This window comes from Lachnoanaerobaculum sp. Marseille-Q4761 (assembly GCF_017565785.1).
Taxonomy (GTDB): domain Bacteria; phylum Bacillota; class Clostridia; order Lachnospirales; family Lachnospiraceae; genus Lachnoanaerobaculum.
In genome coordinates this window covers 860323-876071 of record NZ_JAGEKB010000001.1, presented here as the reverse complement: position 1 = coordinate 876071, position 15749 = coordinate 860323, and the positions used below count along the sequence as shown (strand labels likewise).

The 15749-nt window shown below is 31.6% G+C and carries 12 protein-coding genes; 11 read left to right on the top strand and 1 reads right to left on the bottom strand.

The genetic code is table 11. The annotated features are described in order from the left end of the window. Positions 1-19: 19 nt before the first annotated feature. From J4O15_RS04065 to J4O15_RS04025, 9 genes are all read left to right on the top strand, one after another. Positions 20-1276 (top strand): YidC/Oxa1 family membrane protein insertase, encoded by a 1257-nt coding sequence (locus J4O15_RS04065; RefSeq protein WP_208099806.1) that lies wholly within the window; start codon positions 20-22, stop codon positions 1274-1276. Between the two features lie 10 nt (positions 1277-1286). After that, entirely contained in the window at positions 1287-2240 is a 954-nt protein-coding gene (gene jag, locus J4O15_RS04060; RefSeq protein ID WP_208099805.1) for an RNA-binding cell elongation regulator Jag/EloR, read from the top strand. Between the two features lie 145 nt (positions 2241-2385). Beyond that, on the top strand, positions 2386-3756 hold the full coding sequence (gene mnmE / locus J4O15_RS04055) for a tRNA uridine-5-carboxymethylaminomethyl(34) synthesis GTPase MnmE (RefSeq protein WP_208099804.1): 1371 nt from the start codon (positions 2386-2388) through the stop codon (positions 3754-3756). A gap of 40 nt (positions 3757-3796) precedes the next feature. Beyond that, positions 3797-5683, top strand: a complete 1887-nt coding sequence (mnmG, locus tag J4O15_RS04050) for a tRNA uridine-5-carboxymethylaminomethyl(34) synthesis enzyme MnmG (RefSeq protein WP_208099803.1) — start codon at positions 3797-3799, stop codon at positions 5681-5683. Beyond that, positions 5676-6401 (top strand): 16S rRNA (guanine(527)-N(7))-methyltransferase RsmG, encoded by a 726-nt coding sequence (rsmG, locus tag J4O15_RS04045; protein WP_208099802.1) that lies wholly within the window; start codon positions 5676-5678, stop codon positions 6399-6401. The genes mnmG and rsmG overlap by 8 nt, the downstream gene beginning before the upstream one ends. A gap of 4033 nt (positions 6402-10434) precedes the next feature. Continuing rightward, positions 10435-11379 carry an alpha/beta fold hydrolase gene (locus tag J4O15_RS04040; protein WP_330638612.1) on the top strand — a complete coding sequence of 315 codons (945 nt, stop codon included), beginning with the start codon at positions 10435-10437 and terminating at the stop codon, positions 11377-11379. 34 nt (positions 11380-11413) lie between these two features. Next, a complete protein-coding gene (locus J4O15_RS04035) occupies positions 11414-12184 on the top strand; it encodes a ParA family protein (protein WP_009219610.1) in 771 nt (256 codons plus the stop codon). A gap of 2 nt (positions 12185-12186) precedes the next feature. Then, on the top strand, positions 12187-13116 hold the full coding sequence (locus tag J4O15_RS04030; protein ID WP_009219611.1) for a ParB/RepB/Spo0J family partition protein: 930 nt from the start codon (positions 12187-12189) through the stop codon (positions 13114-13116). Then, positions 13113-13616, top strand: coding sequence for a DUF4446 family protein (locus tag J4O15_RS04025; RefSeq protein WP_208099801.1), 504 nt, complete (start codon positions 13113-13115; stop codon positions 13614-13616). The genes J4O15_RS04030 and J4O15_RS04025 overlap by 4 nt, the downstream gene beginning before the upstream one ends. A 30-nt stretch (positions 13617-13646) precedes the next feature. Here J4O15_RS04025 and J4O15_RS04020 read toward each other — a convergent pair whose 3' ends face one another. Beyond that, complete coding sequence (locus J4O15_RS04020; RefSeq protein WP_208099800.1) at positions 13647-14189, bottom strand: biotin transporter BioY; 543 nt, start codon at positions 14187-14189, stop codon at positions 13647-13649. Between the two features lie 518 nt (positions 14190-14707). Here J4O15_RS04020 and rpsL point away from each other — a divergent pair. Both rpsL and rpsG read left to right on the top strand, forming a co-directional pair. Then, positions 14708-15127, top strand: a complete 420-nt coding sequence (gene rpsL / locus J4O15_RS04015) for a 30S ribosomal protein S12 (RefSeq protein WP_009219614.1) — start codon at positions 14708-14710, stop codon at positions 15125-15127. 141 nt (positions 15128-15268) lie between these two features. After that, positions 15269-15739: a 30S ribosomal protein S7 gene (gene rpsG / locus J4O15_RS04010; RefSeq protein ID WP_007594900.1), complete on the top strand. Its 471-nt coding sequence runs from the start codon at positions 15269-15271 to the stop codon at positions 15737-15739. Positions 15740-15749: the final 10 nt, after the last annotated feature.

Here is a 15749-nt window from a genome sequence, read left to right as displayed (position 1 = left end):
AAATTTTGGAGGTATCAGCTTGGACATTGTGCTATTAACAAAGTCAACTACACCTATTATAGGTTGGTTTGCCGAAATACTTGGATTTATAATGAATCTGATATTTGATATTGGAATAACAAATATTGGTGTTGCTATTATAGTTTTTACAATAGTAATAAATATAATAATGATACCATTGACTATAAATCAGCAAAAGTCTCAAAAACTTATGGCTGTAATACAGCCTGAGGTAAAGGCAATACAGGATAAGTATAAGGGAAAAACGGATAATGAATCTGCAGTGAAGATGAATGCCGAGACCAGAGCGGTATATAGTAAGTACGGTACAAGTATGACAGGCGGTTGTCTTCCGCTTCTTATACAGATGCCTATATTGTTCGGACTCTATCAGGTTATTTACAGAATACCGGCGTATGTAACAAGTGTTCGTGGTATATTTGAAACCGTAGCTACATCACTTATGAAGGAACCTGATTATATAAATAAAATAAGTGAGTTGGCAAAAGCTGTAAGGCTTCCTATAGAGAATAATGATTATACAATTACCAATAAGGTGATAGATTTATTATATAAATTTACTCCTGAAAAGTGGACAACCTTGTCAGAGACCTTCCCAAATATGAGCAGTGTTCTTGAAACAAGTATTCCTCTTATAAAGCAGATGAACTCATTCCTTGGAATAGATTTATCGGTAGCGCCATGGCAGGGGATGAATAATATAAATGTGGCATGGATAATTCCCGTACTTGCCGGTGTTACACAGTTTATTTCAACCAAGGTAATGACAGTAAACCAGCCAAAAAATGCCGATAATGAGAATGAAATGGCAAGACAGATGCAAAGTATGAACACTGTAATGCCTATAATGTCAGTAGTATTTTGTTTTACTTTTCCTGCAGGTATCGGTATATATTGGATTGCTTCAGCGCTTGCAAGAACAGTTGTACAGTTGCTTGTAAACTACAGGTTAAAGGATTTGGATATCGATAAACTGGTAGAGAATAATCTTGCAAAGCAGAATGCAAAAAGAGCAAAGCAAGGTCTTCCTGCTCTCAGTGCCAATAAAAAGGTGATTGAGAATGCAAAGCATATGGATGAGATTGAAAAAGAGGAAAAAGAAAACAAAGCAAAAAAATATGAAGTGAATGCCAAGAATATAAAGGATTCTACAGAATATTATAATAAGGATGCAAAACCGGGCTCTCTTGCTTCAAAGGCGAATATGGTAGCCAAATATAATGAGAAGCAGGCAAATGCCAAGAAAAATAAATAGGAGGATTGAGATGGACAGTGCTAGAGTTTCAGCAAGGAATTATGATGAAGCTTTAACCAAGGCTTTGATAGAGCTTGGAACCACAAGTGATAATGTGGATGTAGAGATTATTGAAAGAGGCACAAACGGATTTTTAGGGATTATCGGTGTAAAGCCATGGACGCTAAAGGTTACTGTAAAAAAGTCTGTTGAAACCCCGGTAAAGAAAAAATCAACAGTTGAAAAGACACAGGAAAAACCAAGAGAACAAAAATCTCCTATTGAAAAAAAGGAAGCAGAGAAAAAAGAGACTGCAGTAGAAAAGTCGGAATCTCATAAGACTGAACCTTCTACAGTAGAGGAAGTACATGTTAAAAAGGATGCCTCAGAGGAAGTAGAGTCGATAGATGAATACACAAGATTCTATGGAGAAGATGAAGAGAACAACACAACAAGCAGACGAGTACTTACCAATGATGAATTAGAGGAAATAAGAGACAGAGTTGATGAATTTCTAAAGGATTTCTTTGCAGCTATGGACTTACCTGCACATGCTGTATATAATTTTTCATTTAAAACAAATGAGCTTTCTATAGTGATAGAAAGTGAAGAAGACTTAGGTGTTCTAATCGGTAAAAGAGGACAGACACTTGATTCATTACAGTATATATTAAGTCTTGTTGTAAATAAGAGCAGTCAGAGCTATATAAGAATAAAGCTTGATACTGAAAACTATAGAAATAAAAGAAAAGATAAGCTGGAATTGCTTGCAAAAAATATTGCGGCAAAGGTTAAGAAAACAGGCAGATTTACAGAGCTTGAGCCTATGAATGCTTATGAAAGAAGAATCATACATGCTGCACTTCAGGGAGATAATATGGTATCTACAAAGAGTGTGGGCGAAGAACCTTTCAGACATATAACAGTTTATCCTAAGAGAAATTTTAAATCAAATAAAAGAAGCCCTAGAAGGGAAATACAATAAAAACTAGTCTTGTGAAAGAGGGCTGTTGATAACATAGTTATTGATGGTCCTCTTTTATTTTATACAGAAGTCTGTAGTAATATTATAGAATTATGATTATAATGTAAAAAAGTAGGGATTTTCCACTATTTATAAAGGGAGAAATATGAAGAGAACAGATACTATTGCTGCCATAGCAACAGCACTTGGAGAAAGTGGAATAGGAATAATAAGAATAAGTGGTGAAGATGCTGTAAGTATAGCTGATAAGATATACAGCGGTAAAAAAAGTTTAAGGGAAGCGGATTCACATACAATAAACTATGGACATATATTTTTTGAAGAAGAAATAATAGATGAAGTTTTGGTAATGCTTATGAAAGCACCAAGGACTTTCACAGGTGAAGATACCGTAGAGATAAATTGCCATGGCGGAATACTGATTTTAGAAAAGATATTGCATGCTGTGATTGCATCAGGAGCAAGAATGGCATTTCCGGGAGAATTTACAAAGAGAGCATTTCTTAACGGAAAAATGGATTTAAGTCAGGCAGAGGCGGTTATAGATATAATAGAGGCTAAGAATGATCTGGCATTAAAGGCAGGTATCAGACAATTAAGCGGAGCACTGACAGAGAATATAAAGGATATCAGGGCAAAGATACTTGAACAGATAGCCTTTATAGAGGCTGCACTGGATGATCCTGAACATTACTCACTCAACGGATACAGTAAAAAGCTGAGAAAAATTGTAAATAAGCTCATTACAAGAATTGAATATTTAAAGAAATCTTTTAAAGACGGAAGTATTATAAAAGAAGGTATAAATACCGTTATTATAGGAAAGCCGAATGCAGGAAAATCTTCTATTCTAAATCTTCTTTCAAGAACAGACAGAGCCATAGTTACGGATATTGCAGGAACAACAAGAGATACATTGACGGAAAATATAAAATTATCAGGTATCAGCCTGAATATTACAGATACCGCAGGCATCAGACAGACAGATGATGTGGTGGAAAGTATAGGTGTACAAAAGGCTATAGAGGCAAGTAATAATGCGGATTTAAATCTTGTTGTAATAGACGGACTTATGCCTCTTGATAAAGAAGATATCGAATTACTTGAAAGCGTAAAAAATAAGAATACCATCATACTTATAAACAAGTCTGATAAAGAACTTAAGATAGGCGTTGAAGATATAAAAAAATACTGTTCAAAGGATGTTATTATATTTTCCGCAAAGGAAAATATAGGAGTGGATGAACTTGAAAATATAATAAAATCCAAATTTATTTCAAATGAGATAAATTTTAATGACCAGGTTATAATAACAAATATAAGACATCAGGAAATAATAAATGAGACCTTGGAATCTCTTGAAATGTGTATATCAAGTATTGATGAGGGATATGAAGAGGATTTCTTTACAATAGATTTGCTTAATGGCTATGAAGCACTTGGAGAGATCATTGGAGAGACTGTAGATGATGATGTGGTAAATGAAATATTTTCAAAGTTCTGCATGGGTAAGTAATATAATTGCGTAAAATTATATTTAAAACAAGAGGTATTAAATGAATACAAAAAAAATATATGATATTGTAGTAGTCGGTGCAGGTCATGCCGGATGCGAGGCGGCACTTGTAGGTGCAAGACTTGGATTAAAAACGGTAATTTTTACTGTAAGTGTTGATTCTATAGCACTTATGCCCTGTAATCCGAATATAGGAGGGAGTTCTAAAGGACATCTTGTAAAAGAGCTTGATGCTCTTGGCGGTGAAATGGGAAAATGTATAGATAAGACATTTATTCAGTCCAAGATGTTGAATGCTTCAAAAGGTCCGGCGGTACATTCACTCAGAGCACAGGCTGATAAGCAGGAATATTCCAAGGAAATGAGGAAGACTCTTGAAAATACACCAAACTTAAGTATATGTCAGAAAGAAATTACAAAGTTGATTATTGAAGATAATATATGTAAGGGTGTTGAAACTATATCCGGAAGTAAGTATTATGCAAAGGCTGTTATATTGGCAACAGGAACATATTTGAATGCAAGATGTATATATGGTGAGGTGGCGGAATATACAGGACCGAATGGTCTAAAGTCGGCAAATCATCTCACATCCTCTCTTATAGAATACGGTATAGATTTAAACAGATTTAAAACAGGTACTCCTGCAAGAGTAGATGGCAGAACCATAAACTATGAAGTTATGGAGGAACAATATGGAGATAATCCTGTAGTTCCCTTCTCCTTTGAAACCGATCCTGAAAGTATACAAAAGGAACAGGTAAAATGCTATCTTGCATATACAAGTGAGAAAACACATGAAATAATCAGAAAAAATATAGACAGATCGCCTCTCTTTTCAGGTGCAATAAAGGGCACAGGTCCGAGATATTGCCCTTCTATAGAAGATAAGGTTGTTAAATTTCCGGATAAAGACAGGCATCAGATATTTGTAGAGCCTGAAGGACTTTATACAAATGAAATGTATTTATCAGGTCTTTCCAGTTCACTTCCGGAGGATGTTCAGGATGAAATGATCAGAAGCATAGAGGGATTTGAAAATGTAGAAATAGTGAGAAACGGATACGCTATTGAATATGATTGCATTGATGCAAGACAGTTAAAGGACAGTTTGGAGTTTAGAGCGATTGAAGGTCTGTTTGCAGCCGGACAGTTTAACGGAAGTTCAGGTTATGAAGAGGCAGCGGTACAGGGACTTATGGCAGGTATAAATGCTTCTATGAAGATTTTGGGAAGAGATCCTGTAGTGATAGGTAGAGATCAGGGATATATTGGAGTTCTGATAGATGATCTTGTAACTAAGGAAAGTCATGAGCCTTACAGAATGATGACATCCAGATCAGAATACAGACTTCTTCTAAGACAGGATAATGCGGATATCAGACTCACAAAACTGGGTTATGATATAGGACTTATATCAGAGGAAAGATATCAGAGATTACTTGAAAAAGAAAAACAGATAGAAGAAGAAATAAACAGATTGAAAAACATCCATGTCGGAGCAAATTTAAAAGTACAGGAATTCTTAGTAAAAAACGGCTCCACACCTCTTCAAACTTCAGCAAATCTTGCAGAAGTAATAAGAAGACCGGAGTTAAATTATGATCTCACTAAGGAGATTGATGATAACAGGAAAGAGCTGAGAAAAGAAGTCAGAGATCAGGTAAATATAAATATAAAATACGAGGGATATATAAAAAGACAGGAATCACAGGTAAAGCAATTTAAAAAGCTTGAAAATAAAAAAATTCCCGCAGATATAGACTATAGCAAGGTGAACAGCCTTAGAATAGAGGCGGTACAAAAGCTTAGTAAGGTAAAACCAAGTTCCATCGGACAGGCATCAAGAATATCCGGAGTATCTCCGGCGGATATAACAGTACTATTGGTATATTTAGAGACCTATAAGGAGAAAAAGAATGTATAATGATATGGTAAGATACTTGTTGGAAAGTGAAATTCCGGGTATTTATATATCAGATGATAAGAAAGAAAAGCTGTATAGATTCTATGAACGTCTGATTGAAAAAAACAAGGTAATGAATCTGACCTCTATTACAGAATTAAAGGAATGTACCTATAAACATTTTATAGACAGTATTTCATTAATAAAAATTGTAAAGGATTTGGACAGCAAGGATTATAATATCGCAGACCTCGGTACAGGAGCAGGTTTTCCCGGAATACCTTTAGCAATAGTATTTCCAAATCTAAATCTCACATTGATAGACAGTTTAAATAAGAGAATAAAGTTTATACAGGAAGTATGTGAAAATCTGGGATTGGAAAATGTAAATGCCATACATTCAAGAGCTGAAGATATAGCACGGAATAAGGATTATAGAGAAAGTTTTGATATATGTGTATCCAGAGCAGTTGCAAATCTGGCATCACTTTCCGAGTATTGTCTTCCACTGGTAAAACTAGGAGGAAGCTTTATATCATATAAATCAAAGGGCTATGATATAGAGGTAAATGAGGCTAAAAATGCAATAAAGTTATTGGGTGGAGAAATAAAAGATTCTATAAAATTTGAACTGGGTGAATATGGAGAAAGAATTTTACTTGATATAAAGAAAATAAAATTCACTTCAAATAAATACCCACGAAAAGCCGGATTGCCTACAAAGGAACCATTAAACTAAGTAAAATAAAATGTTTCACATGAAACTATAAATGTTTTATGTGAAACATTTAAGATGATATTATAACGGGGGAGATTTTGTGGGAAAAGTAATTGGTATTAGAATACCTAAGAATTATTTATAGTTAGTGAAAAGCAAAGAACTGTTAGCATATATAATAAAAGAGTTAACCCCGGAATATTGAACTTATTCCGGGGTGTTTTATAAAGTTTTATGTTAAATGTTTGGGGGATGATTTTTAACTCACTTTTATAATATAATTATCAGGATACTATTTATTTACAATAGGGATATTATTTATTTTTTTAATATAATTATAGAGATTTTATTTATATACAATCAGGATACTATTTATTTTTATAATATAATTATAGGAATTTTATTTATTTACAATCGGAAATTTATGATTTTTATAATGTCAATAGTAAGGAATTTTGCAGAAAATTATATTTGAATAATTTATATTACAGTTCAGGTAAGACATAAATCAATGCTTTTAATTTTACAATACTTGTAGCGTTTAACCCTTTAAAAAAATATAGGATTAAGCGACCTGTGACTTGTTTGAGCGCAGTTCTCCCGCCGGGCGAGCAAACAAGTATTTGCGGACTGTGTAAAATCCTGCGATGTTTAAAGAAAAGTTGAAATCAAGTGTGATTAAGATTATAAAATAAAAGTAATAAAAATGGTAGCCAAACTGTAACTAATATATTCAGCTAAATGGATGATATATGTTTTACAGTACTGCTGTACCATAAATATTTTAATAAATAATAAATTGAGAAAAATAAAATATCGAGCATATTGATAAAAGCAAATTTAATGTTTCACATGAAACATATAGATAAATATCTATATAATATAAAATAAATATTTTCAAGAAAATCTCAATGCTTAAATATATGTATATATTTTTTATTTATAAAGCTGCTGATTATAGAATCTGCTTTGAAAACAATATTGATATGGAAGCATACTTTATATTAAAGATATTAATGATAATATTTATACAGTACCTATATAAATACATCTAATTCAGTAGTAAATCTAAATAATTAATAAATATAATATATGATATCTTCATCAGTATATTTTAATTATTAAAATATAGGAATATAACATTATTTATAAGATCTGTTTACAAATATCAACTTCCGGAAGGGTAAATATTTCACATAAAATATGTAGGTAAAGAAATTTATATAAAACCATATAAATACTTAAATAAGAAAAATTTGATTCTTAGAGTAGACGATAATAAATACTGTTCCGAAAAATCACCTATAATAAAGTATATTATTTTAATGCTGTACAGGTATATATAAAGTTTCACATGAAACATGTAGGTAGAGAAATTCAAATAAAACTATATAAATACTTAAATAAGAAAAATTCGATTCTTATAGTAGATGATAATAAATATAGTTCCAAAAGCTGCTGTTAATAAAAGTATATTACTAATGCAGTGCCGGAACAGTTATTGTTTCACATGAAACATGTAGGTAAAGAAATGTATATAGAGCTATATAAAGCTTTTATCAGCAAATTTATATTCTTATAAATCAAGTGATAATATATAATTTATTAAATCAGATATTAGGGAAGTATAGTATTCTAATACTATGTTAATACACCTAATGTTTCACATGAAACATTGCATATAATAAATTTTATACAAAAAGCTATATAAATTATTTCCATTAGAAAATCTCTGTTTTAGAGTAGATTAATAATAAATAAAATTCCATAAATTGCCTATCAATAAAGCATATATTTTAAGACTGCTTAAGTACACTTTTATACTTCATATAAAATATGCAGGCAAAGAAATTTATAAAGAACTATATAAAATACTTTACATTAGTAAAATCCTATTCTTAGATTAAACAAATAATATATATTTCAGGAAATCATCTATTACTAAAGCCTATTATTTTAATGTTAAACCGGTATATATATAGTTTCAGATAAAATATGCAGGCAAAAAAAATATATAAAACTATATAAATACTTCAATCAGAAAAATTCTATTCTTAGCATTATAATATAAAATTCCATAAACCGGATATTAGTAAAGCATTTTATTTTAATTTTTTCTACACATATTTATGTTTCACATGAAACATAGCAATAATAATATTCATATAACCATGTAGAAATAAATATAGTAAATCTAAGTTATAAAGATACGCGTATAATATATATTTATAATATTGTATCAGATCTTTTTTATAGTTTTATTTAAAATTGGATTAATTATAGTTGTTGTTTTACATAAAATATATAGGAATAATAAAAGAATAAATACTCTCAAATATATAACTATGTGAAATTCTAATACTTATAATATATGGATAAGGCATATACATATATTCATATAAGAGATATTTTATAGAAAATATTATGTGAATGTTATTCGTACAGTTAGGTATTTCATATAAAATATTAACTGTACAAGGCTTTTAAATAATGATAGTTTTTAATATAATTATATTCCTTTATTAATATAAATATTAAAAACATACTGATAAAAACTCTTATAGTTTGACATAATATCTTGATTTTTAAAAATATGTTTTTAATAATTAATCATTAACTGTTAATCTTTCGCATAATAAGATATGCTGATAAATTATTAAGAATTAAATATATCCATTCATAAACACAATTTAATAAATATAAATACTTTATAGATAAGTGTATCTAATGGTTATATATAAATTCTATCTATAATAAAGTATATTATTTGAATGTCACTTATGCCTAGGTGTATGTTTCACATGAAACATATGTATAATCTATATAATATTATATAAATACATTTAATCAGTATATACCGGTTATTTAAATATATATCTGTAGAACTAAAAGAATACATTTAAATAAATAATACTTCTTAAATTAGCTTGAATTATATTCAATATTTAAGAGTGAATACTTTAAAATTGTTTCACTTGAATATTACTAATATTATAAACATAGATTTTATACAGAATATACTTTTTTATAAAATATATGTTTTATATTAACTTATAGTAGATGAAGTTATCGGGTTGGAAGTTGTGGAGATCCTAAATAAACTTAAGTGTCAAATAAACAGTCCTATTAAATCCTGATGTTTCACATGAAACCTATAGTAGATTAAGTTACTGGGTTGGCAGTTGGGAATACTAAAAAATAAGTTTAAGTCTAAAATAAAACAGCCAAATTAAAATTCTAATGTTTCACATGAAACCATAGGAAAGAAATCTACTTTAGTTATTAGGTAAGATATAAACAATCTCAAGTCCGAAATAAAATCATCATATTAAAGACTAATATTTCACATGAAACCATAGAAAAGAAAGCCGATTTAGTTGGTATGTAAGATCTAAATAATCTCAAGTCCAAAATAAAATCATCCTATCAAAGCTTGATGTTTCATATTAAACTTATAGTAGACGAAGTTACTGATGTATAATAAATAAGTTCAAGTATTAAATAAAACAGCTATATAAAATCCTAATGTTTCACAGAAACTATAGTAGATGAGATTACCGGGTTGGCAGGTGGAAATCTTGAAAACAAGCTTAAGTATTAAATAAAATAGCCAAATTAAAAGCCTAATATCTCACATGAAACTATAGCAGGGAAAGCTACTTTAGTTATTATGTAAGATATAAACAATCTCGAGTCCGAAATAAAATCATCATATCAAATCCTAATGTTTCACAGAAACTATAGTAGATGAGATTACCGGGTTGGAAGTTGGGGAGATCCTAAATAAGCTTAAGTATCAAATAAACAGTCCTATTAAATCCTAATGTTTCACATGAAACATATCACTAATAAAAGTTCAATGTTTCACATGAAACATTAAATTCATATTATAACTTTGGATTAAATTAATAAAAGAAAAATCTTATTTTACCACTATCGCATTGATTAGAAAATACTAGTATGATAGAATATATAAGTAAATAGATGTTGAATAATAGCAGAAAAAAAGGCGGATTTTGCCTTGTATTATTCTATAAAATAAGGGGTTTGAACAGTGAAAAAATACCTGAAAATTTTAACTGCAATGGTGATTTCGTCTTCTACTTTGATAGGTGTATCACTATTAAATAAAATCACAAATATACATGCTGTATCTAAAAATCTCCTTGAAAAAGAGAAAACAAAGGAATTTGAATGGAGATTTGGAAATATAAAATACAGAAAGAAGGGACATGGAGATCCTATTCTACTGATCCATTCATTAGAGGTGACATCATCATCAGAGGAATGGTTTAAGATAACAGATAGATTGGCAAAATCTCATACTGTGTACAGTATTGATTTACTTGGCTGCGGACTTTCTGAAAAGCCGTTCATGACATATACTAATCATATATTTTCCCAGTTGATAAATGAATTTATAAAATCGGTAATAGGTAAAAGGACTATGGTTATAGCAAGCGGAAACAGTTCATCATTTGTAATCTCCGCCTGTGATAATGACAGTACATTATTTGAAAAGATAATTTTGGTGTCTCCTGAAAAATTATCAGATGGATATCTTAGACCGGGAAAAAGAGCAAGAAGCTATAAGGCAATACTCAGTACATCGATTTTAGGGAATTTACTATATAATATAGCTGTACTCAGACTTAATATAAAATATAATATAAGGTCCGGATTTTACAAAAAAGAAAAGTTTACAAATGATATGCTGGATAAATATTATGAGGCAGCGCACAGAGGATTATCTCCGAAATCTTTATATTCCAGTCTGGTATGCTTTTATACGAAGAAAAATATTAAGTTTGAATTATCTCAAATTGATAACAGCATTATTATATTTGAAGGCAAATATAATAATGACGGCTCAAAAATAATGAGGGAATATACAAAGATAAACCCTGCTATTGAAACAGTAATTATAGATGATTCAAACCAATATCCTCATATTGAAAATGAAAAAGAATTTTTGGAAGTTTTGAGTATATATCTATAAAAAGAAAGGACAAGCTAAATGCTTGAGTGATATTATGACTAAAATTATTTCATTTGCAAATCAAAAAGGTGGTGTGGGTAAAACTACCACTGCTGTAAATCTTTCAGCTGCTTTGGCAGAGGCGGGGCAAAGTGTTTTGGCAATAGATTTTGATCCCCAGGGGAATTTATCAAGTGGTCTTGGAATAGATAAATTAAATACAACAAAGACTATATATGAGGTCATTATCGGTGAAGAAAATATAAATGATGTTATATTAAATTCAGAGGTAGAGAATCTGGATATTATTCCAAGTAATGTGGATTTATCAGGTGCGGAAATTGAGCTTTTGGAGCTTGAGGATAGAGAGAGAACTCTAAGAAGAAAAATCAGTGAAATCTATAAGAACTATGATTATATATTGATTGACTGCCCTCCAAGTCTCAGCCTTTTAACTATAAACGCTTTTATGGCATCCGACAGTGTGGTGATTCCTATACAGTGTGAATACTATGCTTTGGAAGGTCTGAATCAGATGCTTAGAACTGTAAACTTAATTAGAGAAAGACTCAATCCTACTTTGGAAATTGAGGGAATAGTGTTTACCATGTATGATGCCAGAAATAATCTGAGCGGTCAGGTTATAGAAGGTGTCAAGGGTGTTATTTCCAATGAGAATATATTTGAAACTATAATACCAAGAAATGTTAAATTGGCAGAGGCTCCAAGTTTTGGAATGCCGATAACAGAATATGATACTACTTCGACGGGAGCACAGGCATATAGGATGTTGGCATCAGAAGTACTTAGCAGGAGCGGGAGGTAAAAATGGCAAAGAGGATGGCACTTGGAAAGGGCGCGGATGCTCTCCTTAGAAATATTAATGGAACCAAATCAGCTATTGATGAGACAGTGGATAAAAGTATTGATAATAATATAAGTGATAAAACTGGCGAATTGATGGTAAAGATTTCATTAGTAGAGCCAAATAGAAATCAGCCAAGAAAAATGTTTGATAAAGACAGCCTGGAGGAACTCACAAATTCTGTAAAACAGTATGGGGTTTTACAGCCTATACTTGTTAAAAAAATCGGGGACAGATATGAAATAGTCGCCGGTGAAAGAAGGTGGAGGGCTGCACAGGCGGCAGGTCTGTCGGAAGTGCCTATTGTTGTAAGAGATTATGATGAGCAAAAGGCAAAGGAAATTGCAATCATAGAAAATATCCAAAGAACCGACCTCAATCCTATTGAGGAGGCTTTGGCTTATAAGAGTCTGATAGAGGAATATAGTTTGACTCAGGAGGAACTTTCAGATAAAGTTTCAAAAAATCGTTCAACTATTACCAATTCTCTCAGGCTTTTAAAGCTCAGCAAAAATATCCAGCAGTATATGATAGACGGTCAGATTTCATCAGGTCATGCCAGAGCATTGCTAAGTCTTGAAGATGAGGGCAAGAGGGAATTATTGGCGCTTGATATAATGAAAAGAAATCTAAGTGTAAGAGATACTGAAAAGGCTGCAAAGGAATTATCAAAAAAGAAGAAAATAGATATTTCCGATATAAATAAGACGGATAATGATACAGCAAGGGATTTATCATTGTTTTATAAGGAATATGAAGACAGTATTCAAGGTGTTCTCGGCACAAAGGTACATATAAATCAAAAAGATAAAAATAAAGGAAGAATTGAAATAGAATATTATTCTCAGGTAGAGCTTGACAGAATAATGGATATTTTTAGGACATTAGGATGATAAATTTTACAATAGATAATAGGATTTTGTTCGGCTTTATCCTGGTGGTGGCTATCTTTAATTTTATATTATTTATATCTATGATCAAACATAGAATAAAGTATAGAAGACTTTTTAAAAGTTATGATAATTTCATGGCGGGTAAAACTGCAAGAAATATGGAAGATATTATAATTCTTCAAAGAAAGGATATTCGCAGTCTGAAAACAGAGAGCAGACAGAATAGAGAGGCTATAAGGGAACTAAACAGATTAACAAGAAACTGTTTACAAAAAATCGGTGTATTAAAATATGATGCCTTTGAAGGAATGGGGGGAAAGCTCAGTTTTGCATTATGTATATTGGATTATAGAGATTCCGGATATATATTAAACAGTATTCATTCCAGAGAAACTACTTTCAGTTATATAAAAATAGTGGAGAACGGCCAAACAGATCAGATACTTACCGAAGAAGAAAGAATTGTTTTGGAACAGGCATTGGGTTACAGGGAAAGGTAAAAGGTCCGCAAATTTATACGGACCTCTTTTTTATAGATTTATTTTATCCAATCTCTTGCTTATCTCAGGACCTATAATAGATGCTACGGCAATTTTAATGGCATCTCCCAATAAGAAAGGAACCACGCATAATAATAATGATGCTAAAAATCCCTTGCCTTGCTGGTATGAAAACCATATAGTTCCGAGAATATAACAAATTGCAAGACCAAGTATCATTCCTAAGATATCAAAGATAATGCCCTTCTTTAAATGAATAAACAGTGAGCTTATATATACTGTAAATAAAAATCCTACAAGGTATCCTCCTGTCGGACCAAGTATCTTGGCAACTCCACCTGAATAACCTGAAAAAACAGGTAATCCAAATATACCAAGCAATAAAAATAAAACTACAGATATAAGTGATTCTACCGGTTTAAGCACATAGGCTGTAAGATATATCGCCAATACACCAAGAGAAACAGGTACGGGACTGATAAAAATCGGTATCGATACAGGTGATAATATGCATAGTATTGCAGTCATAAGTGATACTATAGCCATCTTTTTTATTGTAATTGTTCTTGCCATAAAAATCTCCTAAAAATAAAATACATAAAAATAATAGTATAAATTAGTTTAAATGTCAACTTAATTTAGATAAAGGTTGACATTTATGGCGATACCTGAAACTATGTACGGTACATTCACTACCGGAAATATACTTTGCAGAATATAAATTATAAAGGAACTCTATGACCTCACAAATTCGGTCAAGTGTAATTGTTTTCTAAGCCGGAATTACGCTTAAGCATATTCTCACTAAGAAAATAATGCATCGACTGCTTAATCTGAATATAGTTTTACGAAAGATTTAAACGCTACAAGGATTGTAAAATTAAAAATTCAAGATGTATAGCACCTGAGCTGTAATATTGTAAGAAAATAGTCAGATTTATCACAATGAAATTGAATTGACAAGAGTGAATTCTTTTAGTAAAATCAAATACTGTGTAAGTAGGCGATGATATTTACACATAGTGAATATGCGATGGTATTCACAAAGAAAAAGAAATGTAAAGCAACCAATAAAAAAGGAGGAAAAAGGAATGCCAACATTTAACCAATTAGTTAGAAAAGGCAGACAGACTTCAGAAAGAAAGTCAACAGCTCCTGCTCTTCAGAAGGGATTCAACTCACTTCATAAGAAGTCAACTGATATCTCTTCACCACAAAAAAGAGGAGTTTGTACAGCTGTTAAGACTGCTACTCCAAAGAAGCCTAACTCAGCTCTTCGTAAGATTGCCAGAGTTCGTCTTTCTAATGGAATCGAAGTAACAAGCTACATCCCGGGAGAGGGACATAACCTTCAGGAGCATAGCGTTGTGCTTATCCGTGGAGGTAGAGTAAAGGACTTGCCTGGTACAAGATACCACATTATCCGTGGTACATTAGATACTGCAGGTGTCGCTAACAGAAAACAAGCTCGTTCAAAATACGGAGCTAAGAGACCAAAAGATAAGAAATAAGAATAAAGTTGGTTTTTAAAAAAGAAAGCAAAGCTTTCAAATTAGATGGTGCCGATTTTTTGTTGGTTGCAAAAAATATAGGCACGAGGACGCAGGAAGCGAGTACCTAAGATCTAATTGAATATTAAGGAGGGAAGAAACGTGCCACGTAAAGGACATACACTAAAAAGAGATGTATTAGCAGATCCTTTATACAATAACAAGGTAGTTACAAAGCTTGTAAATACTATTATGTTAGACGGTAAGAAGGGTGTTGCACAAAAGATTGTGTACGGAGCATTTGATAAGGTTTCCGATAAAACAGGAAAGGATCCTGTAGAGGTTTTTGAGGAAGCTATGAACAATATCATGCCTGTACTTGAAGTAAAGGCGAGAAGAATCGGTGGAGCTACATATCAGGTTCCTATCGAAGTAAGACCTGAGAGAAGACAAGCTCTTGCTCTTAGATGGCTTACATTCTTTTCAAGAAAAAGAGGCGAGAAGACACAGATCGATCGTCTTGCAAATGAGATAATGGATGCGGCAAACAACACAGGTGCTGCAGTGAAGAGAAAAGAAGATATGCATAAGATGGCAGAGGCTAATAAGGCATTTGCTCATTATAGATTCTAATAGGAGGAAA

Coding starts and splice junctions, on each gene's coding strand:
- jag (WP_208099805.1), top strand. CDS start 1,287: ATGGACAGTGCTAGAGTTTCAGCAAGGAATTATGATGAAGCTTTAACC.
- mnmE (WP_208099804.1), top strand. CDS start 2,386: ATGAAGAGAACAGATACTATTGCTGCCATAGCAACAGCACTTGGAGAA.
- mnmG (WP_208099803.1), top strand. CDS start 3,797: ATGAATACAAAAAAAATATATGATATTGTAGTAGTCGGTGCAGGTCAT.
- rsmG (WP_208099802.1), top strand. CDS start 5,676: ATGTATAATGATATGGTAAGATACTTGTTGGAAAGTGAAATTCCGGGT.
- J4O15_RS04035 (WP_009219610.1), top strand. CDS start 11,414: ATGACTAAAATTATTTCATTTGCAAATCAAAAAGGTGGTGTGGGTAAA.
- J4O15_RS04030 (WP_009219611.1), top strand. CDS start 12,187: ATGGCAAAGAGGATGGCACTTGGAAAGGGCGCGGATGCTCTCCTTAGA.
- J4O15_RS04025 (WP_208099801.1), top strand. CDS start 13,113: ATGATAAATTTTACAATAGATAATAGGATTTTGTTCGGCTTTATCCTG.
- J4O15_RS04020 (WP_208099800.1), bottom strand. CDS start 14,189: ATGGCAAGAACAATTACAATAAAAAAGATGGCTATAGTATCACTTATG.
- rpsL (WP_009219614.1), top strand. CDS start 14,708: ATGCCAACATTTAACCAATTAGTTAGAAAAGGCAGACAGACTTCAGAA.